The following is a 21,649-nucleotide window of genomic DNA, read 5'->3' on the forward strand; positions in this document are numbered from 1 at the left end:
CTCTTCGTTCAAGGCCTTCCCGGCAGCCGTGGGAGAGTAACGCGGCGGGGTCACCCGCGTGCGGCCGCTGCCGACCCGAAACTGCGCCGCAGCGCGTAGGGCTGGAGCTGCCCCAGGCCGTGCGCGTGGCGGGCGCGCACCGCTACGACCTGGAAGCCCTCTTCGTCTTTGAGCTGGGCGGCGAGGGCCTCGTCGATGAGGACCGTGCCGGGGCGGGCGAAGGAGGTGAGCCTGCTGGCCCGGTTGACCGTGGTGCCGAACACGTCGCCGAGGAGGGCCAGCACCGGACCGTAGGCCACTCCGACCCGCACGTCCGGCACTTCGACGTGGGTTTTGACGCCGGCGGCGAGCTGCAGGGCGATGTCCGCGGCCGAGCGGGCGTCGTCGGCGACGTAGAGGATCTCGTCCCCCAGGGTTTTGACGATCCGGCCGCCGCAGGAGGCGACGATGTCGGCGGAGGTCGCTTCGAACCCCTCCACCACGTCGGCGAGGGCGACCTCGTCCAGTTCCCTGCTGAGCGTGGTGAAGGAGACCAGGTCCGCGAAACCGACGATGAGCGGAAAGTAGTGGGGGGAAGCGTCCTCGCTCTGCTGTTCTTGGACTGCCAGGCTGCGCGAGACAGCCGCCACGAGCTGGCGGCGCCACACATGCAGCAGCAGGGTCTCCATGTCGGGCAGCAGCTCTTTGGCGAGCCCCACCAGCGGTCCCAGATGCCCGTCGGTGTCGACCTCCGGTTTGTACGACAGGGTGGTGAGGATGCTGGTCTGCCATTCGGCGAGGCGGATCATCGTCTGGCCCATGGCGCGGGCGAGACGGATAGAGGCCTCTTCGGTGAGGAGACCGTCGCGGATCAGCCGGGCGGTGACCCGCATCGCCTCGACATCGCTGTCGGTGTAAGCGGGAACGTCGTCCTCGCGGGCAGCGAATCCCAGCGCCCGCCAGATCCTGGCGGCGAACTCAGGCGAGGTTCCCGCGAGTCGCACCACCTCATCACGGGTATACCGCGCCTCGCCTCCCATGAGGACGGCTTCGGTCTCCTTGGGGTCAGGACGAGACGGCATGGGTTCTCTCGTATTCGAGGTCGGGGCGGTAGGGGTGACGCCCGCTGGACATGGGTGAGCCGACACCCCTCCTAGCGAGGTGAGGCGCGCATGACTGTCGGTTTAGCCCTTCTCGGGCTTCCCCGTCAAGAAACACCTGCTTGAAGGGCTGCGGGCCGGCGGATGGGCGAAGCGGGAGGTGGTCAGGGGCCGGCGAAGCGGACGTGGACGACGTCTCCCACGGTCAGGGCGTGGTCGCGACCGCCGTCGGAGCGTACCTGGAGTCGCCCGTCCGTGTCGATCCCCATGGCCGTACCCTCCACCACGCTGTTGCCGGGGAGGTGGACGCGCACCTGTTGACCAAGAGTAGAACACACAGAACGATACTCCGCGGCCAGTCCACTGCGCTCAGCGTCCCCATCGTGCTCGACCCAGCGGGTGTAGCGGTCCGCGAACGCCTGCAGGATCGCGCAGAGCAGGAGGCCGCGGTCGACGCAGGACGCTCCGGCGAGCGCCAGCGAGGTGGCCGTGGGCACGGGGAGTTCCGCCGCGGTCTGGGTGACGTTGAGCCCTGTGCCGATCACCACGGCCGGCCCGGACGGGCCGAAGACGGCTTCGGAGAGGATGCCCGCAATTTTGCGGTCTTGGGCGAGAACGTCGTTGGGCCATTTCACCTGGGCGTCGACCGCGGCGACCCGCCGCACCCCGGCGGCGGTCGCCGCCCCCATGAGCAGGGGCAGCCACCCGTAGCGGGCGGACGGGACCGTGGGGCGCAGCAGGACCGAGAAGGTCAGTGCGGCCCGCGCCGGGGTGTGGAACGACCTGCCGAGCCGGCCGCGTCCCGCGGTCTGGTGCTCGGTGACGAGCACCGTGCCCGCGGGAGCGCCCTGCCGCGCCTGGGCGAGCAGCTCGGTGTTGGTGGATCCGAGCGACGGCACGACGTGGACGCTGGTCCACAGCGCTCCCGGCTGGACCAGGGCCTGGTGGAGCGCCTGCTGGTCCAGGGGCGGCCTGCTCAGGTCGGAGTGGAGCGAAGAAGGCATAGTCCCATTCAAGCAACGGCGAAGCCGCCTTCCCCCGCAGGGAGAGGGCGGCTTTGCCATGGAATTGCCGCAGCTCGGCGCTCACCCAGTGTTCTGGAGCCCTGCGGCCACACCGTTGACCGAGAGCAGCAGGAGCCGTTCCAGGTGGTTGCGGTCCTCCTCGGACAGCCGGTCGGCTTCCCCGGTGCGCAGGGCTTCCAGAGCACGCAGCTGCAGGTGCGAAAGGGCGTCCACGTAGGGGTTGCGCAGGTCGACCGCGCGGGACAGCACCCGGCGGTTCTCGAGGAGGCGGGTGTGCCGCGTGACTTTGAGGACCAGTTCCCGGGTGCGGTCGTATTCGGCGAGGACCTGTTCGGTGAGCTCTGGACGCCCGCCCAGCGCGAGGTAGCGCTCGGCGATCACCCGGTCGGTCTTGGCCAGGCTCATCTCGGCGTTGTCCAGCAGCGAGGCGAACAGCGGCCACTCCTTGTAGGCGGTGTGCAGCGCTTCCAGGTCGTCGACCGCGGCCAGGCCGCTGCCGAGCCCGTACCAGCCAGGCAGATTGACCCGGGTCTGGGTCCAGGCGAACACCCACGGGATAGCGCGGAGGTCGTCGAGGCCGCGGGCAGCCGAGCGGCGCGCCGGACGCGACCCCAGCCGCAGCTCACTCAGCTCCTCCAACGGGCTGACCCGGGAGAACCACTCCGCGAACCCTTCAGTGTCGACGAGGGCGCGGTAGGCGGCGTGGGCGGCTTCGGCGATGCGGTCAGCCATACCGCGGAACCGGGCGGCTGCCTCGGCGGCTCTCCGCTGCACGCTTTCGGTGGAGGCCATGAGCACGGCGTGGCCCACCTGTTCGATGTGGCGGTGGGCGATCGCCCGCTGACCGTAGCGGGCGAAGATGACTTCGCCCTGCTCGGTGACCTTGAAGCGGCCGTCCACCGATCCGGGGGCCTGGGCGAGGACGGCCCGGTTGGCGGGCCCGCCGCCGCGGCCCAGGGCACCGCCGCGGCCGTGGAACAGGGTGAGTTTGATGTCGTGCTCGCGCGCCCATTCGGCCAGCCGCGCCTGGGCGTCGTAGAGCCGCAGGGTGGCGCTGACCGGGCCGACGTCCTTGGCGGAGTCGCTGTAGCCGAGCATGACTTCCATGCGGCGGCCGGTCTGCTCGAGGCGGCGCTGGACGGCGGGCAGGCGGAGCATGCCGTCGAGGACCTGGGGGGCCGCGTCCAGGTCGGCACCGGTTTCGAAGAGCGGGATGACGTCGAGGATGGGCGCCTTGCCCGGGGGCATGGCGTGCTCGGCGAGCTCGTAGACGGCGGCGATGTCGTCAGCGGACTGGGTGAAGCTGACGATGTAGCGGCGGCATGCTTCCACGCCGAACCGCTCCTGAATCCAGGCGACGACCCGCAGGGTGGCGAGGACTTCCTCGGTACGTTCGGACAGTTCCCCGCCAGCGCGTATCTCCTTGAGTGCGGCGGCGTGGACTGCGCTGTGCTGGCGGATTTCCAGTTCCGCGAGGTGGAAGCCGAAGGTTTCGGCCTGCCAGATGAGGTTTTGGAGTTCGCCGTAGGCTTGGCGCACAGCGCCCGCGGCAGCAAGCGACTCTTGGACGGTCCGCAGGTCGGCGAGGAACGCTTCCGGGTTGGGGTAGCCGAGGTCGGCGTTGCGCAGCCGGGTGGCGCGGAGCCGTTCCGCGGCGAGCAGCAGGAGCTGGCGGTGGGGTTCGTTGGGCGAGCGCTTGATGATCTCCTGCATCAGGCGCGGGTAGGCAGCCCGGGCGCTGCTCAGCGCGGCGCGCAGTTCCGCGCTGGGCGGGGTGAGGCCGGTGTACTCGGTGTGGGTGCGGCCGATGCGTTCGCAGGCGTTTTCCAGGGCGCGCAGCACGTGCTCGGACTGGATGGTGATGGCTTCCCGCGTCACTTCGTGGGTGACGAAGGGGTTGCCGTCGCGGTCACCGCCGATCCAACTGCCGTAGCGGACGAAGGCTTTCGCCAGCGCGGGGCGCCGTCCGCAGCCTTCGGGGTCGAGCGCCCGGTCGAGGCTGCGGTAGACCTCGGGGATGACGGTGAAGATGGTCTCGTCGAAGGCGGCCATGGCGGTCCGCACTTCGTCGAGCGGGTCCATCTTCGTATAGCGGAGCTGTGATGTTCGCCACAGCAGGTCGATTTCTTCGAGGAGTCTGCGACGCGCCTCGGCTTCGGCGCCGCTTCCCGGGTGGGCCGCGTGCAGGCGTTCCAGTTGGGCACTGATGCGCTGGATCGCGGTGGAGACGGCGCGACGGCGCGCTTCGGTGGGGTGCGCGGTCAGGACCGGGTGGAATTCCATGCCCGCGATGAGTTCGCGCAGCCGCTCTGGCCCGGCGTCTTCGCGGATGGAGTGCACTGCGGCAGCCAGCGATTCGCGCTGCGGTGTGGCCGCGTCGTCGCGTTCCCGCAGGGCGCGCATACGGTGGTGCTCTTCAGCCAGGTTGACCAGGTGGAAGTAGACGGTGAAGGCACGCGCCACCTGCTTGGCGCGTTCCAGTGGCCACGAGGCGACGAGCTCGGTGATCTCTTTGCCCTCGACCGTCCCCTCGCGAGCTCCGATGACGGCGCGGCGGAGTCGTTCCACATCGTCAAGCAGGTCTTGACCGCCACTCTCGGCAAGTACGGTGCCGAGCATTTCGCCGAGCAACCGGACGTCGCGGCGAAGCTGGTCGGGCATCTCCTGGCGGGCGCTGTCGCGTGTCATGGCACAGACGATACCCAGATTGGTCTACTCCACTTGAACGTAGGGGTGTTCTTTTTATCGCGCAGCGTAGGCACCTCGAGCGATAAACATGAGAACTGTTATCATCAAAAGAAGTCCCGTGGAGACGGAATGTGCCAGGTCAAAGACCCGCGCACCGACACCACCGATGAGTAACCCGTATCTCCCCAGTTGAACGAAGAACCGGACTAATACTCTGAGGCCTTATGGCGACCCAAGCCCCTGAACCGCTGCCCGCGGACCAGATCGACATTCGCACCACCGCGGGCAAACTCGCAGACCTGCAGCGACGCCGCTACGAGGCGGTCCACGCAGGCTCCGAACGAGCCGTAGCAAAACAGCACGCCAAGGGCAAGATGACCGCCCGCGAGCGCATCGACGCCCTGCTCGACCCGGGCTCCTTCGTGGAGTTCGACGCCTTCGCGCGTCACCGGTCCACCAACTTCGGCTTGGAGAAGAACCGCCCCTACGGCGACGGCGTCGTCACCGGCTACGGCACCATCGACGGCCGACCGGTCGCCGTGTTCAGCCAGGACGTCACCGTCTTCGGCGGTTCCCTCGGCGAGGTCTACGGCGAGAAGATCGTCAAAGTCCTCGACCATGCGCTCAAAACCGGCTGCCCGGTCATCGGCATCAACGAAGGCGGCGGCGCGCGCATCCAAGAGGGCGTGGTGGCGCTGGGCCTCTACGCCGAGATTTTCAAACGCAACACCCACGCCTCCGGGGTCATCCCCCAGATCTCGCTCGTCATGGGGGCAGCAGCAGGCGGCCACGTCTACTCGCCCGCCCTCACCGACTTCATCGTCATGGTCGACCAGACCTCCCAGATGTTCATCACCGGGCCCGACGTCATCAAGACGGTCACCGGTGAAGACGTCACCATGGAGGAGCTGGGCGGCGCACGCACCCACAACACCAAGTCGGGCGTGGCCCACTACATGGCCTCCGACGAGCACGACGCCCTGGAGTACGTCAAGGCGCTGCTGTCCTACCTGCCCTCCAACAACCTGGACGAGCCGCCCGTCGAACCCGTCCAGGTGACCCTGGAGGTGACCGAGGAAGACCGGGAGCTGGACACCTTCATCCCCGACTCGGCCAACCAGCCCTACGACATGCGCCGCGTCATCGAACACATCGTGGACGACGGGGAGTTCCTGGAAGTCCACGAACTGTTCGCGCAGAACATCATCGTGGGCTTCGGCCGGGTCGAAGGCCACCCGGTAGGTGTCGTCGCCAACCAGCCGATGAACCTCGCGGGCTGCCTGGACATCGACGCCTCCGAGAAAGCCGCCCGGTTCGTCCGCACCTGCGACGCCTTCAACATCCCCGTGCTGACCCTGGTCGACGTCCCCGGCTTCCTGCCCGGAACCGACCAGGAGTTCGGCGGCATCATCCGGCGCGGCGCCAAACTGCTCTACGCCTACGCTGAGGCGACCGTCCCCCTGGTGACCATCATCACCCGCAAAGCGTTCGGCGGCGCCTACGACGTCATGGGCTCCAAGCACCTGGGTGCAGACATCAACCTGGCGTGGCCGACCGCGCAGATCGCGGTCATGGGAGCCCAGGGTGCCGTCAACATCCTGCACCGGCGTACCCTCGCCGCCGCCGACGACGTCGAAGCGACCCGCGCCCAGCTCATCGCCGAATACGAAGACACTCTGCTCAACCCGTACAGCGCGGCCGAACGGGGCTACGTCGACAGCGTCATCATGCCGTCGGAAACCCGCACGTCCGTCATCAAAGCCCTGCGTGCGCTGCGCGGCAAACGCAAGCAGCTCCCGCCCAAGAAGCACGGGAATATCCCACTCTGATGACCAGCGACCACACCCAGCCCACTCCCGCCCCCTTCCTGCGGGTCGTGCGGGGCTCCCCCACACCTGAGGAGACGGCGGCGCTCGTCGCAGTCCTCACCGCCCGCGCCCGGGCCATCCAGGCCGCCCGCAGCCGGGCCGCGGGCGCTGCCCCCCGCTCAGGCTGGCGCGACCGCGCCCGGTTGCTCGGCGTGCCGCCGCGGCCCAGCCCTGACGCCTGGCGCCGCAGCTTCCACCCGGGATAACCCGCCGGCCCCTCTGCCCGCACCCCGCTGCGGGCCTGCAGCCCGCAGACTTGCCCACGGCATCGACGCCCGATGCCCCTCCAGGAGGAATGTTCGACCGTGCGTAAAGTTCTCATCGCCAACCGAGGCGAGATCGCTGTCCGGGTGGCGCGCGCCTGCCGGGACGCAGGCCTCGGCAGCGTCGCGGTCTACGCCGAACCCGACATCGACGCGCTCCACGTCAAAGTCGCCGACGAAGCCTACGCCCTCGGCGGGCAGACCCCCGCCGACAGCTACCTCGACATCGACAAGATCCTGGCGATCGCGGCCAAGTCGGGGGCGGACGCCGTCCACCCCGGCTACGGATTTCTCGCAGAAAACGCTGACTTCGCCCAGGCCGTGATCGACGCTGGACTGACCTGGATCGGCCCTCCCCCCGAGGCGATCACCGCCCTGGGCGACAAGGTCAAGGCCCGCCACATCGCGCAAAAGGTCGGCGCGCCGCTGGTCGCGGGCACCCCGGACCCGGTGTCCGGCGTCGACGAAGTGCTGGCCTTCGCCGAGCAGCACGGCCTGCCCATCGCAATCAAAGCCGCGTTCGGCGGCGGTGGGCGCGGCCTGAAGGTCGCCCGCACCATGGAGGAGATCCCCGACCTGTACGAGTCGGCGGTACGTGAAGCAGTCACCGCATTCGGCCGCGGCGAATGCTTCGTGGAACGCTACCTGGACCGGCCGCGCCACGTGGAGACCCAGTGCCTGGCCGACGCCCACGGCAACGTGGTCGTGGTCTCCACGCGCGACTGCTCGCTCCAGCGCCGCCACCAGAAGCTGGTCGAAGAGGCCCCCGCCCCCTTCCTCACCGACGAGCAGGTGGAACTGCTGTACTCCTCCTCCAAGGCGATCCTGCGGGAGGCCGGCTACGTCGGCGCGGGCACCTGCGAGTTCCTGGTCGGCGCCGACGGCACCATCTCCTTCCTGGAAGTCAACACCCGCCTGCAAGTGGAGCACCCGGTCACCGAAGAAGTCACCGGTATCGACCTGGTGCGGGAGATGTTCCGCATCGCAGCCGGGGAAGAACTGGGCTACGACGACCCTGAGGTACGCGGCCACTCCTTCGAGTTCCGCATCAACGCCGAAGACGCCGGCCGCAACTTCATGCCCGCCCCCGGCACGATCACGTCGATGCGGCTGCCCGGCGGACCGGGCGTGCGCGTAGACACCGGCTGCGAGCCCGGTTTCACCGTGCCGCAGGCGTTCGACTCGATGGTGGCCAAGCTCATCGTCACCGGCCGGACCCGCACCGAAGCCCTGGAGCGGGCGCGGCGCGCCCTCGCCGAGTTCGAAGTCGGCGGCATGCCCACCGTGATCCCGTTCCACCAGGCGGTCGTCCGCCACCCGGCGTTCGCCCCGGCCGACCCGGAGCAGCCGTTCAGCGTGCACACCCGGTGGATCGAAACCGAATTCGACGGGGTGATCGAGCCGTTCTCGGGCGACGTGGAGCAGACCGAAGCCGCGGAACGGGAGAAGGTCACCGTCGAAGTCGACGGCAAACGGCTCGAAGTGGTCCTGCCTGCCGGCTTGGGTGCGGACCTGTCCGCTTCCGCCCCCGCGAAGAAGTCGGGCAAACGCGGCGGCTCACGGAAGAAGTCCGCGGCAGCGGTGAGCGGCGACGCCCTGGTCAGCCCGATGCAGGGCACGATCGTCAAAGTCGTGGCTTCCGACGGCCAGGAGGTTTCGGAAGGCGACACGATCGTCGTCATCGAAGCCATGAAGATGGAGCAGCCGTTGACCGCGCACAAGTCCGGTACCGTCACCGGCCTGTCGGTGAGCGCCGGCGAGACCGTCGGAAACGGCGCGGTGATCTGCGAGATCAAAAGCTCCTGACCCGTAGCGCTCCTCACCAGGCCGGGCGGACCGTCCAGCGGCCCGCCCGGCCTGCGCGCACTCCCGCCCGAGGTGGATGTCCTCTCGCCCTGGCCGCCCTGGGCCCGCAGCGAGGAAGATAGACGCCACGAGGTAAGGCTCCCCCGCTCCCTCGCACGGGCGCAGCAGCACAACCGCCCGGCACGGCTCCCGCCGGCTTTTCCGAGCTTGCGCGGTCATGGACCGCCCGCGCGGGAACCCAAACCCCCACCCCATTCGTCGTCATAGGTGAGAGAGGCGAGAGGAACGGACGGATCATGGTGCGCCGACTAGCAATCACCACACTCGCCGCGGTGGCCGCTGCCGCCGTGGCTGCCGCACCCGCATACGCGGACCCCAGCGTGGACGAAGTCGCCGACGCGCTGAACAGCTCCCACGTCTACATCGACCCGGACGCCACCGGTGTCACCGACCGCGACGCGGAACTGATGAGCCAGGCCGCGGAGAACGTCGACACCCCGGTCTACTTTGTCGTCTTCCCCGAAGAAGAGTTCACGTCGCAGGCGGAGCTCGGCTCCTTCATGGCGGAAGTGCAGCAAGACGTCGGCGACGGCTCCTACCTGGTCTTCATCGGCAACACCACCGCGGCTGACTCCACCGTGCTCTCTCCCTCCGATGTCGCCGCGGCCGAGGAGGCCGCCCAGCGGATGAGCACCGTCCCCGACGCAGCCGTGGCTTTCGCCAACGAAGCCGAAGCCCAAGCGGACGCGGCCGCAGCCTCGGGCATCTTCGGCATGGTGCTGCTGGGCCTGTTCATCCTCGCCATCGTCGGCACCGGCTTCTTCCTCTACCGGTCGAAGAAGAAGCGGGAAGCCCAGGCAGCCCGGGAGCTGGCGGAAGTCAAGAAGGCTGTCGCCGAGGACGTGACCCTGCTCGGCGAGGACATCGCCCGCCTCGACCTCGACCTCAGCACAGCCGACGAGGCGACCCGCGAGGACTACGCCAAAGCGCTGAACGCCTACGACCGGGCCAAGGCGGAGCTGGAGACCATCACCCGCGCCGACGAGATCCAGCGGGTGACCAACGCTTTGGAAGACGGCCGCTACTACATGACCGCGACCCGCGCCCGGCTGGCGGGTGAACCGGTGCCGGAGCGCCGCGCCCCCTGCTTCTTCAACCCGCAGCACGGCCCGTCGGTGCGGGACATCGACTGGGCGCCCCCGGGCGGCGCAGTCCGCTCGGTTCCGGCATGCCAGGCCTGCGCCAGCGCTGTCCTGTCCGGCATGCACCCCGATGTGCGCATGGTCGACATGGGCGGCCGCCGGGTGGCCTACTACGACGCGGGCCCCGCCTATGCGCCGTACGCGGGCGGCTACTTCGGTATGGACATGATGATGGGCATGTTCACCGGCATGATGATCGGCAACATGATGGGCTCGATGATGGGAGCCAGCATGCTGGGCGCCGGTATGGGCGCTGGCATGGACGACTTCGGTGGTGACGACGGAGGCTTCGGCGACTTCGGCGGCGACGGAGGCGGTTTCAGCGACTTCGGCGGCGGCGGATTCGACGGAGGAGACTTTGGCGGTTTCGGCGACTTCTGACCGTCGGTCTCCGGCACACCAGGCAGCGTAGGGGTCTCGGCTGATCCGGCCGGGACCCCTTTCTCCTCGGGCAGGAGTCGCGCCCCGCGCTGCTCCCTATTCAGGGAAGCCCTGCATGAGGGAGCGGGCCGCCTCGGTCACGCTTCCCGACAGCGACGGGTAGACCGCGAACGTGTGCGCGACGTCGTCGACGGTGAGCCGCTGCTGGACCGCCAGGGAGACCGCGAGGATGAGCTCGCTGGCTCGCGGACCGACAATAACGCCGCCGAGCACGATCCCGGTGTGCTGGCGGCAGATGAGCTTGACGAAGCCGTCGCGCGTGTTGTGCATCTTGGCGCGCGGGTTGGTGGCCAGCGGCAGTTTGACGATGCGGCCGTCCACCCGGCCCGACACCACGTCGTCCTCGGTAGCGCCGACTGCGGCGAGCTCGGGATGGGTGAACACCGTGGAAGCGACAGTGGACAGGCGCAGCGGGGACACGGCAGCCCCGAGCGCGTGCCACATCGCGATCCGCCCCTGCATGGCGGCCACGGAGGCAAGCATGTTGACGCCGGTGCAGTCCCCGGCTGCATACACCCCGGGGGTGGAGGTCCGCGACACCCGGTCGACTTGGACGAAACCCCGCTCGTCCAGCCGGATTCCCGCTTCTTCCAGGCCGAGGTTGGCGGTGTTGGGCACCATGCCGACCGTCATGAGGCAGTGACTGCCTTCAATGACCCGGCCGTCGGTGAGCCGGACCAGCACCCCGGCATCGGTGCGGGTCACCGACTCGGCGCGGGAGTTCCCCAGCACGGTCATGCCGCGGCGGGCAAACACGTCTTCCAGCACGCGGGCAGCGTCCGCATCCTGGGTGGGCATGACCCGGTCCCGGGAGGAGACGAGGGTCACGTCGGATCCGAGGGCCTGGTAGGCGTTGGCGAACTCGGCCCCGGTCACTCCGGATCCAACCACGATAAGTTTCTCAGGCAGCTCGTTGAGGTCGTACAACTGCCGCCAGGTGAGGATGCGCTCACCGTCCGGGCGGGCCGTGGGCAGTTCGCGCGGATGCGCCCCGGTAGCGATGAGCACGACATCGGCGCGGATCCGCTCGTCGCCGACGGCGACGATGTGCGGATCGACCAGTCTGGCCTCGCCGATGATGATCTCGACGCCTTCCGTCCTCAGCCGGTTCGCGGTGTCGACCGACTGGGCTTGCGCCAAGCGTTTGACTCGCGCATTGACGGTTTTGAGCTCGACCCGGACAAGGTCTTTGTCCTCGGGTTCGTTGCCCACGTTGATACCCAGTGTCGCTGCCTCTTTGACGTACGAGGTGCGCACGGACGTGGCGATCAGTGTTTTGGAGGGTACGCAGTCGGTGAGTACGGATGCACCACCGATACCGTCGCGTTCGATGACCGTGACGTCGGCTCCCAGTTGCGCAGCGACGAGGGCCGCCTCGTAACCTCCGGGTCCGCCTCCGATAATGACGACCTTCGTCACGTCCCATCCACTCCTTAATGTTCTTCGGCCGCGAGGTCCGCTCGTGGTGGACACGCCCCAGCCGGGTAGGCCGCGGGCGCCGGTATCGCCTACTGGTCGGTGCCCTCCATTGTCGCGCATCCCCAAGCGGCGATTTGGCAGGCGCGAAAGGGAGAAGAGGTCGTAACATGGCCCCGTGCCCCTCTACGCCGCATACGCCACCACGCTCGACCCGGATCAGATGGCCAGGTGCGCGCCGCATTCCCCGCTGTGGGACACCGGGTGGCTGGAAGGTTGGAGGCTGACATTCGGCGGCGGCCGAGCGCAGGGCGACGGTGCTCTGGCCACCGTGGTGGAGGACGTGACGTCCAGCGTGTTCGTGGCGCTCTACGACGTCACCGAGCGGGACCTGCACGCGCTGGACAGCTGGGAGGGGAGCGACATCGGCCTGTATTCCAGGATCAAAGTGCGGGCAACCACCCTGTTCAACGGGGAGGTGACCGCGTGGATCCACATCCTCAACGACTACGAGGGCGGGCTGCCTTCCGCCCGGTACCTGGAGATGATCGCTTCTGCAGCGCAGAAGGCCGGAGCGCCGGCCGACTATGTCCAGGCGCTGCGTTCTCGGCCGTGTGAACCGCGGTAACCGGCTGCGCAGAGTTCCGGCCCCAGCTTTCGGAGGAGAAGCGCCACGCCCGCATGGTCGTGGCGGACGTCCGCCTCCCCTCCGAAAGCCGCGGAGCCCCGATCCGCCGGGTCGGCACCTGGCGCGGCGTGGCGAGCAGCATCCCGTGCCGAGATGTTTCCGCACCGGTGCCGTGCCGACGGTCTGTGACGCTGTACATCCCGGCGCTGATCCGCGCAACCCTTGCCGGGCTGTACTCACCGTTCTCGGGCGACCCGCGTTTCACCCGAGACAGCCGAGCGGTTGTGGTCCGCGCCCCACAACCACCCCGTTCTCTTTAGGCATGCCTAACCTAACCCGACTTGGGTGTGGGGGTCAAGGGGACGTCCATCACATCACGATCAGCGACGCCAGCCACAGCGCCACCGGAACCGCAAGAGACGCCACCGCATCCGGCGACCACGCCACGGTCGGCCCCGCCCCGGCACCTGCCCCCTTCCCCGCGCGGGCCTTGCGCTGCTCCGCCTGGGAGCGCAGCGTCCACGCCACCCGCTCGGCGGGACGCATCTGACGCGGGTCGTCCGGCCCCTCCCCGTAGCCGTTGAGCCGCCGCAGGTTCTCCCGCACCTCGGCGCGCTTGTTCTCCCGCACCGCCCACGAGCGGAACACCTGGTCGTCGGCGTGGACCCGCAGCACGTCGGAGACATCAGCCCACGTGAAAGCCGACCACGGCACAAAGACTTCCCGCAGCGGATTGACCAGGCGGACCCCGTCCTCGGTCGCCACCACCTTGGGGCGGATCGCCACCACGTAGGCCACCCCCACCGTGATGAGCAGGACCGCACCCGACACCACCGCGCTGAAATCCTTGCCCCGCACCACCAGGTCGACGAGCAGGAGCGCGGAGATCACCAGCCACGCCCACCCCATGAAGTGGGAGAAAGGCTGCCGGAACGTCGTCACCGCCCGCCCCACTTGAGCTGCGCAAACCCCGGCTTGATCCGGCCGTTGACCAGCACCAACCGCTCATCGAACGACGCGAAAGCCGACTTCATCGCGTTCACCGTGAAACTCTCCAAGTCATCCCACCCGTAACCGAACGTGTCCACCAGCGCGGCAAACTCGTCAGATAGCGTAATTCCTCCCAACAACCGGTTATCGGTGTTGACCGTGACCCGGAACCGCAGCCGGTGCAGCAGATGGATCGGGTGGGCTTCCAACGAAGGAGCCGCCCCGGTCTGCACATTCGAACTCGGGCAGATCTCGAGCGGGATCTGCTTGTCCCGCACATAGGAGGCGAGCCGCCCCAGCCGTGCCCCGTGCAGGTGCTCGTCCGCCGCCTCAATGTCCTCGACGACGCGCACCCCATGGCCTATCCGGTCCGCACCGCACCACTGCAGCGCCTCCCAGATCGACGGCAGGCCGGACGCCTCCCCCGCGTGGATCGTCAAATACGCGTTCTGCTGCCGCAGGTACGTGCACGCGTCCACGTGCCGACTGGGGGGAAAGCCCGCTTCGGGCCCGGCAAGGTCGAACCCCACCACGCCCTCGTCCCGGTAGCGCACCACAAGCTCGGCGATCTCCCGGGAGCGCGCCGCCTGCCGCATCGCGGTCAGCAGCGTCCGCACCTGGATCACCGCGCCGCGGTGCGCCACCCGCCGGACTCCCTCCGCGAACCCTGCCTGGACGGCTTCCACCACCTCTTCCAGGCGCAGCCCGCCGCGCAGATGCTGTTCTGGGGCGTAACGGACCTCGGCGTAGACGATCCCGTCTGCTGCCAAGTCCTCCACGCATTCGGCGGCGACCCGCTCCAACGCTTCCCGGGTCTGCATCACCGCGACCGTGTGCCGAAAAGTCTCCAGGTAGCGTTCGAGGCTCCCCGAATTGGCCGCCGCCACAAACCAGGCGCCCAGCTCTTCCGGGTCGTCGGTCGGCAAGTCGGTATAGCCGGCAGCATCAGCGAGTTCGACGATCGTCTGCGGCCGCAGCCCGCCGTCGAGGTGGTCGTGCAGCAGCACTTTGGGGGCGCGGCGGATCTGTTCCAGGGTCGGCTTAGCATCCATGGAAATCAGCTTCCCACCGGAACCGCGCCGCACCCTGGCATACTGCGGCGCGCGTCCTCCCTGGTCAGTCCGCTTCAGCGGTGTCGTCCAGGCCGCCGCGCTGCTCGGCGCGGAGCGCGGCCAACGCGGTGGCGACCATGAACCGTGTCCCCACCCCGATCGCGGTCTCGTCCACGTCGAACGTGCCGCGATGCAAGTCGAGCATGGGACGGTCGGAATTCCCCCAGTGGGTGCCGAGCCGCGCATACGCGCCCGGCGTGGTCTCCAAATACCAGGCGAAGTCCTCGCCGCCCAGGCTCTGCGGAGTGGCTGCCACCGCCTGCTCGCCCAGCACCTGCACGCAGGCAGCGCGGAAGATCTCCACGCTGTTCGGCTCATTGATGGTGGGCGGCACGCCTCTGCGGTAGTCCAGTTCGGCCTGCACACCGTAGGCGGCGACCACCGAGTCCAGCAGTTCCTTCACCACATCGGGGGCGGCATGCCAGGCCTCGTCGTCCAGGCAGCGCAGCGTCCCCTCCACCACCCCGTCGTCGGGGATAGCGTTGGGCGCGGAGCCGGCGCTGATCCGCCCCCATACCAGGCTGAGCCCGGCTCGGGGGTCCACCCGCCGCGACAGGGCGGCGGGCAGCTCAGTGACGATCTTGCTGAGGGCGTAGACCAGGTCTGCGGTCAAATGAGGCCGGGCGGTGTGCCCGCCAGGCCCGGACAGCCGCACCAGCACCTGGTCGCAGGCCGCGGTAATCGGCCCCGACCGGAGCCCCACCTGCCCCACGGGAAGCCGCGGGTCGCAGTGGAGCGCGAAAATCCGGTCGACCCCTTCCAAACCGCCCGCGTTGATCACTTCGCGGGCCCCTCCCGGCAGTTCCTCGGCCGGCTGGAAAAGCAGCCGGACCCGGCCGGGCAGCGCACCGGCCCGCTCCTGCTGGGCGAGGAACAGGCCGGCGGCCAGCACGATCGTGGTGTGCACGTCGTGTCCGCAGGCGTGTGCCACGCCCGGGACAGTAGACCGGTAGGGAACGTCCTTCTCGTCGTTGAGGGGCAGCGCGTCAATGTCGGCACGCAGTGCCACCGTCGGACCCTCACCGGTACCGATATCGCAGATCAACCCAGTGCCCTGGGGGAGACGCAACGGTTTGAGCCCGGCGTCGATGAGCCGCTCCTCGATCCGCTGCGTCGTGCGGTGCTCCGCAAAAGCGAGCTCGGGATGCCGGTGAAGGTCGCGGCGGAACTCGACAAACTCCCGTTCCCGGTGCGCCAGGAACACGGCCAACTGTTCGCGCAGGTCACGCCCCTGCATGCGAGGGACCCCCATTTCTCGATGGATCTGTTCGACCATGGCTCGACCCGACCGCGGGTGCCCCAGCCCGGAACTCTTTGACCAGCGCGTCGACTACGTCCTTGAGGACGCCTCCCTGCCGGATAATGGCCCGCTGGCGTTCGTAGGATGCGCCGTAGTGGAGAATCTCCGCGACCACGTCGAGGTCTTCGGCACACCCCAGGCGCTCAGCGATCGGCCGTAGTTCATGGAGCAGTTCGTACAGGTCGTCGCGCAGGGGGACGGTGCTCCCGCGCTCATCGATGATGATCCGGGCGTCCAACCCGTACCGGGTGGCTCGCCACTTGTTGTCGGTGACTACCCAACTCGACGGACTGGGCAGCCGGTATCCCCGATCGAGCTGCTGCTCGAACAACTGCACCAGGCTCTGCGACAGCGCGGCGGCCATGCCCACCTCGCGCACCGTGGGGATTCCGTCGAACATCCGGATCTCGACCGTGCCGAACTCCGGATGCGGCCGGATGTCCCACCACACTTCTTTGATGCTGGTGATGGTGCCTGCCCGCAGCAGCGTGTCCATGTACTCCTCGAACGCCCCCCAGTGCGCGAGCCGCGGCGGCGGCCCCGCCGTAGGCAGCGCACCGAAGACGATGGAACGGCTGGAAGCCAGTCCGGTGTCGTGCCCGCTCCAGAACGGGCTGGACGCGGTCAACGCGAGAAAATGCGGCAGGTAGCGGGAGAGCGCATTGACGATGGGGATGACCTTGTCGCGGTCGGTCACCCCCACGTGGACATGGACCCCGAAGGTGAGGATGCGCCGGGCCAGCCACTGCATCTGTTCGATCAGTTCGCTGTAGCGCTGACTCGGGGCGAACTCTTGGTCCCGCCAGTCGTCGATCGGGTGGGTGCCGGCGCACGCCAGTTCGATTCCGCGGCCGTCCGCGGCCTGCGTGAGCCGTGCGACCGTGGCTGAGAGGTCTTCCTTGACTTCGTCCACGGTCTCGCAGATGCCGGTCACCACCTCGATCGTGCTCTGCATCAGCTCATGGCGCAGCGGGGGGTTGCTTTCGGCGCCACTGAGCTCCGGGAGTTCTTCCAGGAGTTTCTGGGCGTCCTGGCGCAGGTGGCCGCTGTCGCGGTCCACCAGTTGCAGTTCCCACTCCACTCCGAGGGTGGCCCGCTTCGAGGGGTTGAATTCAATGGTCATGTCCGCCCTCCGCGCTGTTCGGCAGGAAACCGCTCCGGGTGCACGGCGCATCGGACATCGGGGTCGATGCCCTGTGCGCAGCGCATAGCCGTTTCGCTCCCTGTTGCTCGCCGACGCGTGTGGCGGACCGCGAGGGACCGGATCGCGGGGTCAGCGAAACGCCGTTTCCTCCTCGACGGCGAGAAAACGCGGGAATCGCACCGGGCTCGCGGAAAAGCGGCGGAGCGTGCTCTAAGGCCGTGCCGCCCCGTTCCGTTTGGGTTGCCGTCGCCGGGCCGCTCCGGTCGGGACTCAGTCCGCGGTGACGGCACTCGGGTGCAGCCGGTCGCTGCCGAACACTGCAACGCGTCGCCTCCCACCACGCTACCGAAAGAACCCGGAAACCGCTCGGAAGTGACCAACACGTAATGCCTCCGTCACACTCCAGCAGCGTGTTCCACCACACACGCCGCTTCTGTCCCTACCCAGGCGGCACGGCCCTCCCCCGCGTAGACCGGGCGCTCTCTTCCCGCTCCTACAGTGAACAACGACGCCCCCGCCCACAGCCCCGCGATGAGCTGCGGGTCTGTGGTCTGCGCCGCACCGAGTCACCGGGGAGGACGACACTGTGAAGCTGTTGAGGTCCGACCGAAAACCAATTCCGGTGGATGCTTCCACGGTCGCGGCATCCCGGGCCGCAGACCGGGCGGAAACCGCGTTCCGCGCCGCCTACGGCCGCGCCCCGGCCGGCGTGTGGTGGTCCCCCGCCACACTCCCCCTCCTCGGCGACTATGCGGGCGGCCACGACGCACGAGTGCTGTCAGTCGCCCTCCCGTGGGGAGTCGCGGCCGCGCTCGCCCCCGCCCCAGCGCCCGCCGTGGACATCCGCACTACCCGGTCCCCCAACCGTGCCGTGCGCTTCACCGCCCCGCGCCTCCCCCGCCGGCTCCCCGACTGGGCGGCAGCACTGCCCGCGGTCCTCACCGCAGCAGCGCACCAGGGACGCGGGCTGCAGATCATGCTCGACCTCGGCCCGTTCGACGCTGCCCCGGCTCTCACCGCCGCCTACGCGGTGCTGCTCGCCGCCACCGAACTCCACCAGGGGGCGGACGCCGCAGCAGATAGGTCCGCGCTAGCCCGCACCGCGCGGGAGCTCCTCGCCGACCACCTCGTCCCGGATGCCGCCGAGGCCATCCCCGACACCGCGCTGCGCGCCACCGCCGACCACGCGTTCCTTGCCGACTTCTGGACGGGCCGCGGCCGCCTGCTACCGCTGCCCCTTGCCCAAGCGGGACTGCGGCTCCTCGTCGTGGACGCCGGGACCGGACCGCTACCGAAACGGACCCTCGCCCAGCGGCGGGAGGAATGCGCGCGGGCCGCCCGAGCCCTCGGCGTGTCCTCGCTGCGCGAAGTCTCCGACCTCGCCGCTGCCCTGGCCCGCATCGACGACGCGGCGCTGCGGCACCGCATCAGGCACGCGGTCGCGGAAACCCACCGGGTCAACGCGGTCGTGGGCCTGCTGCGCGCAGGCTCCGCCGCGGAGATCGGTCCCGCGCTCAACGCGGGGCACCTGTCGCTGCGGGACGCCTTCGCCACGGTCTGCCCCAGGCTGGACACTGCGGCGGACACCGCCGTCCGCAAAGGTGCACGGGGCGCCCGCATGGCCGGTTCTGGCCACCGCGCGGCCGCTCTCGTCCCCGCCGAACGGGTCGACGCGGTGCGTGCGGGCATCCACGCCGCTTTCACCGCGCGCCGCTGGTCTGCGCCGCTGCTGGGGGTCGCCGACCCCGCCCCCGGCGCGCACCGGCTGCGCTGAATCCGGACATCAACCCGCACGCCGCCGCATTGAACCCACATAGCATGTGGCACGTCCAAAAGGACAACGACCAGGCGAACCGCCGTCAACGAAAAGGCGAGCGACACGATGGCTGACAGACCCCACCCCTACGACCGCGCCCCCGGCGGATCGTCGGGAAGCCACGACCGGACCGGCGTGTTCCGACGCAACCCCGACGGTGGCCTCCCCGACCGGATCGACAGCCTCTACCGGCCGGAACCCGCGGCGCGCTCCGCATCGGACGCTGCCGCGACCCGACGGCTCTCCCGGACCAGCGGCACCCCGCCCCGCCGCCCCACCCCCCGCAGCCGGGGCCGGGACAGCGGCGGATGGGAACGCCGAGAGCGCGAACGCCGGGCCCGGCGCCGCAAGAAAGCGGCGGTGCTCGTCCTGGTGCTGCTCCTCCTGCTTCCCACAGTCGGCTACCTGTGGGCGAACTCCCGCCTGAACCGCGTGGCAGCCCTGGTCCCCTACGAGGGCCGCCCCGACGACCAGCCGGGCACCACCTACCTCATCGTCGGATCCGACAGCCGAGAAGGCCTCAGCGACGAGGACATGGAGGCGTTGCGGACCGGCAAAGCCGAGGGGAAGCGCACCGACACGATCATGGTGCTCTACGTGCCCACCGAAGGCCGGCCCGCCATCATCAGCGTGCCCCGCGACTCTTACGTGGAGATCCCCGGCATCGGAGCCAACAAGATCAACGCCGCCTACGCGGAGGCGCTCGGCGGCGGCCCCGCCACCCTGGTGCGCACCTTCGAACAGGCCAGCGGGGTGCGGATCGACCACTACGTGGAGATCGGATTCGCGGGTTTCGTCGACATCGTCGACGCCGTGGGCGGGGTAGAGTTGTGCCCGGAAGAAGCGATGGAAGACCCCAAGGCCGGCTTGGACATCGAAGCGGGCTGCCAGGTGATGGACGGCCCCACCGCCCTGGGCTATGTGCGGACCCGGGCAACCCCCCGCGCCGACTTGGACCGCATCCAACGCCAGCGCGAGTTCTTCAGTGCCCTCATCCAACAAGCCACCGCCCCCAGCACCCTGTTCAACCCGTTCCGGTCGATTCCGCTGGTCCTCAGCGGCACGTCGACGTTCAGCGTGGACGAAGGCGACAGCCTGATGGACTTGGCGTGGCTGGCGCTGGCCATGCGCGACTCTCCCGCGACTACGGCGGTCCCGGTCGGCTCCACCCCGACACTGGACGTCGGCTCGGTAGTGCTGTGGGACGAGGCCCGCGCCGAAGAGATGTTCGCTGCCATGCGGGAAGGCCGGCCGATCCCCGAGTCGGCGATGCAGGACTGACCCCCGGTCCGCAGTGGACGTGACCAGTAGAGAGGCCCCGCGCGTGCTCGCTGCGGGGCCTCCCTGGTGACGCTCCTCGTCGCGTGCCTACCCCCCAGCGGCAACGCGACGGGCCACGTCGCTTTCGGAAAGAAAGTCCGTATTCTGTGGTGCTCGTGTCTTCCACCCTAGGGGCGGCCAGGTAAAACGCGCTGGGGGGTTCTCACCAAGAGTGCGCAAACCACTGCGCGGCCGCTCCGGGCGTCGCGCCGTGGCACCGGGCCGCCGAACAGGCGAGCCCCGGTGCCACGCGCCACACAGATCAGGCCGCCAGGCGCTTCTGCAGGTTCTCGTCGAGCACGGCGAGGAACTGCTCGGTGGTCAGCCACTCCTGGTCGGGGCCGATCAGGATCGCCAGGTCCTTGGTCATCTGGCCGCTCTCCACGGTCTTGATGACCACGTCCTCCAGGGTGCGGGCGAACTCGATGACCGCGGGGGTGTTGTCGAGCTTGCCCCGGTGCTCCAGGCCCCGCGTCCACGCGAAGATCGACGCGATCGGGTTGGTGGAGGTGGGCTTGCCCTGCTGGTGCTGCCGGTAGTGGCGGGTGACCGTACCGTGCGCGGCCTCGGCCTCCACGACCCGGCCGTCGGAGGTGCGCAGCACCGAAGTCATCAGACCCAGCGAACCGAAGCCCTGCGCGACCGTGTCCGACTGCACGTCACCGTCGTAGTTCTTGCAGGCCCACACGTAGCCGCCCTCCCACTTGAGCGCGGCGGCCACCATGTCGTCGATCAGCCGGTGCTCGTAGGTCAGCCCGGCCTTCTCGAACTTCTCCTTGAACTCGTTCTCGTAGATCTCCGCGAACACGTCCTTGAACATGCCGTCGTAGGCCTTGAGGATCGTGTTCTTGGTGGACAGGTAGACCGGGTAGTTGCGGTCGAGACCGTAATTGAAGCAGGCCCGCGCGAAGTCCTCGATGGACTTGCGGAAGTTGTACATGCCGAGCGCAACACCGCCGCCCTCGGGGAACTTGGCGACCTCCATCTCGATGGGCTCGCCGCCGTTCTCCGGGGTGTAGGTGATGGTCACGGTACCAGGACCGGGCACCTTGAAGTCGCTGGCCTTGTACTGGTCGCCGTGGGCGTGCCGGCCGATGATGATCGGCTTGGTCCAGCCCGGGACCAGGCGAGGCACGTTAGAGCAGATGATCGGCTCGCGGAAGACCACACCGCCGAGAATGTTCCGGATCGTGCCGTTGGGCGACCGCCACATCTTCTTCAGCCCGAACTCTTCAACCCGAGCCTCGTCCGGGGTGATGGTCGCGCACTTGACGCCGACACCGTACTTCTTGATGGCGTGGGCCGCGTCGATCGTCACCTGGTCCTCGGTGCGGTCGCGCTCCTCAATACCCAGGTCGTAGTACTTGAGGTCGATGTCGAGATACGGCAGGATCAGCCGCTCCTTGATGAAGGACCAGATGATCCGGGTCATCTCGTCGCCGTCGAGCTCTACTACGGGGTTCTCAACCTTGATCTTGGCCATGGCTCGTGGCTGTCCCTTTCGTATGGCGTGTGGCCGGACCGCGAACGCGGCACCGTCTGAGGTTTCCT

Annotated in this window: 16 protein-coding genes; 7 read left to right on the plus strand and 9 right to left on the minus strand. The window is 68.8% G+C overall.

The window, feature by feature from the left end; all coding sequences use genetic code 11:
* Positions 1 to 50: 50 nt before the first annotated feature.
* The 3 genes from TFU_RS12685 to TFU_RS12695 form a co-directional block, all read right to left on the minus strand.
* The gene (locus TFU_RS12685; protein WP_011292975.1) at positions 51 to 1,061 is read right to left on the minus strand and encodes an adenylate/guanylate cyclase domain-containing protein; all 1,011 of its coding nucleotides are present in this window, start codon (positions 1,059 to 1,061) and stop codon (positions 51 to 53) included.
* Positions 1,062 to 1,243: 182 nt separating this feature from the next.
* Positions 1,244 to 2,083, minus strand: a complete 840-nt coding sequence (locus TFU_RS12690; RefSeq protein ID WP_016189199.1) for a biotin--[acetyl-CoA-carboxylase] ligase — start codon at positions 2,081 to 2,083, stop codon at positions 1,244 to 1,246.
* A gap of 81 nt (positions 2,084 to 2,164) precedes the next feature.
* Positions 2,165 to 4,765, minus strand: coding sequence for a phosphoenolpyruvate carboxylase (locus TFU_RS12695; RefSeq protein WP_255266183.1), 2,601 nt, complete (start codon positions 4,763 to 4,765; stop codon positions 2,165 to 2,167).
* A 251-nt stretch (positions 4,766 to 5,016) separates the two neighbouring features.
* On the opposite strand from TFU_RS12695, the gene TFU_RS12700 reads away from it, so the two are divergent.
* The 4 genes from TFU_RS12700 to TFU_RS12715 all read left to right on the plus strand — a co-directional run bounded on the left by TFU_RS12700 (position 5,017) and on the right by TFU_RS12715 (position 10,312).
* Positions 5,017 to 6,621: an acyl-CoA carboxylase subunit beta gene (locus TFU_RS12700; RefSeq protein ID WP_011292978.1), complete on the plus strand. Its 1,605-nt coding sequence runs from the start codon at positions 5,017 to 5,019 to the stop codon at positions 6,619 to 6,621.
* Positions 6,621 to 6,866: an acyl-CoA carboxylase subunit epsilon gene (locus TFU_RS12705; RefSeq protein WP_011292979.1), complete on the plus strand. Its 246-nt coding sequence runs from the start codon at positions 6,621 to 6,623 to the stop codon at positions 6,864 to 6,866. Before TFU_RS12700 ends, TFU_RS12705 begins: the two co-directional genes overlap by 1 nt.
* Positions 6,867 to 6,965: 99 nt before the next feature.
* Complete coding sequence (locus tag TFU_RS12710; protein ID WP_011292980.1) at positions 6,966 to 8,729, plus strand: acetyl/propionyl/methylcrotonyl-CoA carboxylase subunit alpha; 1,764 nt, start codon at positions 6,966 to 6,968, stop codon at positions 8,727 to 8,729.
* 296 nt (positions 8,730 to 9,025) lie between these two features.
* The gene (locus TFU_RS12715) at positions 9,026 to 10,312 is read left to right on the plus strand and encodes a hypothetical protein (RefSeq protein ID WP_011292981.1); all 1,287 of its coding nucleotides are present in this window, start codon (positions 9,026 to 9,028) and stop codon (positions 10,310 to 10,312) included.
* Between the two features lie 96 nt (positions 10,313 to 10,408).
* Here TFU_RS12715 and TFU_RS12720 read toward each other — a convergent pair whose 3' ends face one another.
* On the minus strand, positions 10,409 to 11,791 hold the full coding sequence (locus TFU_RS12720; RefSeq protein ID WP_011292982.1) for an NAD(P)H-quinone dehydrogenase: 1,383 nt from the start codon (positions 11,789 to 11,791) through the stop codon (positions 10,409 to 10,411).
* A 175-nt stretch (positions 11,792 to 11,966) separates the two neighbouring features.
* Between TFU_RS12720 and TFU_RS12725 the strand changes: the two genes are divergently transcribed.
* Positions 11,967 to 12,416: a gamma-glutamylcyclotransferase gene (locus TFU_RS12725; RefSeq protein WP_011292983.1), complete on the plus strand. Its 450-nt coding sequence runs from the start codon at positions 11,967 to 11,969 to the stop codon at positions 12,414 to 12,416.
* A 369-nt stretch (positions 12,417 to 12,785) separates the two neighbouring features.
* On the opposite strand, the gene TFU_RS12730 is transcribed toward TFU_RS12725, so the two are convergent.
* The 4 genes from TFU_RS12730 to TFU_RS12745 all read right to left on the minus strand — a co-directional run bounded on the left by TFU_RS12730 (position 12,786) and on the right by TFU_RS12745 (position 16,941).
* Positions 12,786 to 13,358: a PH domain-containing protein gene (locus TFU_RS12730; protein WP_011292985.1), complete on the minus strand. Its 573-nt coding sequence runs from the start codon at positions 13,356 to 13,358 to the stop codon at positions 12,786 to 12,788.
* A complete protein-coding gene (locus TFU_RS12735) occupies positions 13,355 to 14,458 on the minus strand; it encodes an adenosine deaminase (protein WP_011292986.1) in 1,104 nt (367 codons plus the stop codon). Before TFU_RS12735 ends, TFU_RS12730 begins: the two co-directional genes overlap by 4 nt.
* 64 nt (positions 14,459 to 14,522) lie before the next feature.
* Positions 14,523 to 15,755, minus strand: a complete 1,233-nt coding sequence (locus TFU_RS12740) for a M20 family metallopeptidase (RefSeq protein ID WP_011292987.1) — start codon at positions 15,753 to 15,755, stop codon at positions 14,523 to 14,525.
* Entirely contained in the window at positions 15,742 to 16,941 is a 1,200-nt protein-coding gene (locus TFU_RS12745) for a glutamate--cysteine ligase (RefSeq protein ID WP_011292988.1), read from the minus strand. The genes TFU_RS12740 and TFU_RS12745 overlap by 14 nt, the downstream gene beginning before the upstream one ends.
* Before the next feature lie 643 nt (positions 16,942 to 17,584).
* Between TFU_RS12745 and TFU_RS12750 the strand changes: the two genes are divergently transcribed.
* Both TFU_RS12750 and TFU_RS12755 read left to right on the plus strand, forming a co-directional pair.
* Positions 17,585 to 18,736: a galactokinase gene (locus TFU_RS12750; RefSeq protein ID WP_016189208.1), complete on the plus strand. Its 1,152-nt coding sequence runs from the start codon at positions 17,585 to 17,587 to the stop codon at positions 18,734 to 18,736.
* Positions 18,737 to 18,844: 108 nt separating this feature from the next.
* Positions 18,845 to 20,059: an LCP family protein gene (locus TFU_RS12755; protein ID WP_011292990.1), complete on the plus strand. Its 1,215-nt coding sequence runs from the start codon at positions 18,845 to 18,847 to the stop codon at positions 20,057 to 20,059.
* A gap of 301 nt (positions 20,060 to 20,360) precedes the next feature.
* Here the strand turns inward: TFU_RS12755 and TFU_RS12760 are convergent, their stop codons facing one another.
* On the minus strand, positions 20,361 to 21,581 hold the full coding sequence (locus tag TFU_RS12760; protein ID WP_011292991.1) for an NADP-dependent isocitrate dehydrogenase: 1,221 nt from the start codon (positions 21,579 to 21,581) through the stop codon (positions 20,361 to 20,363).
* Positions 21,582 to 21,649: the final 68 nt, after the last annotated feature.

Origin of the sequence: Thermobifida fusca YX, assembly GCF_000012405.1 — a bacterium.
GTDB classification, from domain to species: Bacteria; Actinomycetota; Actinomycetes; order Streptosporangiales; family Streptosporangiaceae; genus Thermobifida; species Thermobifida fusca.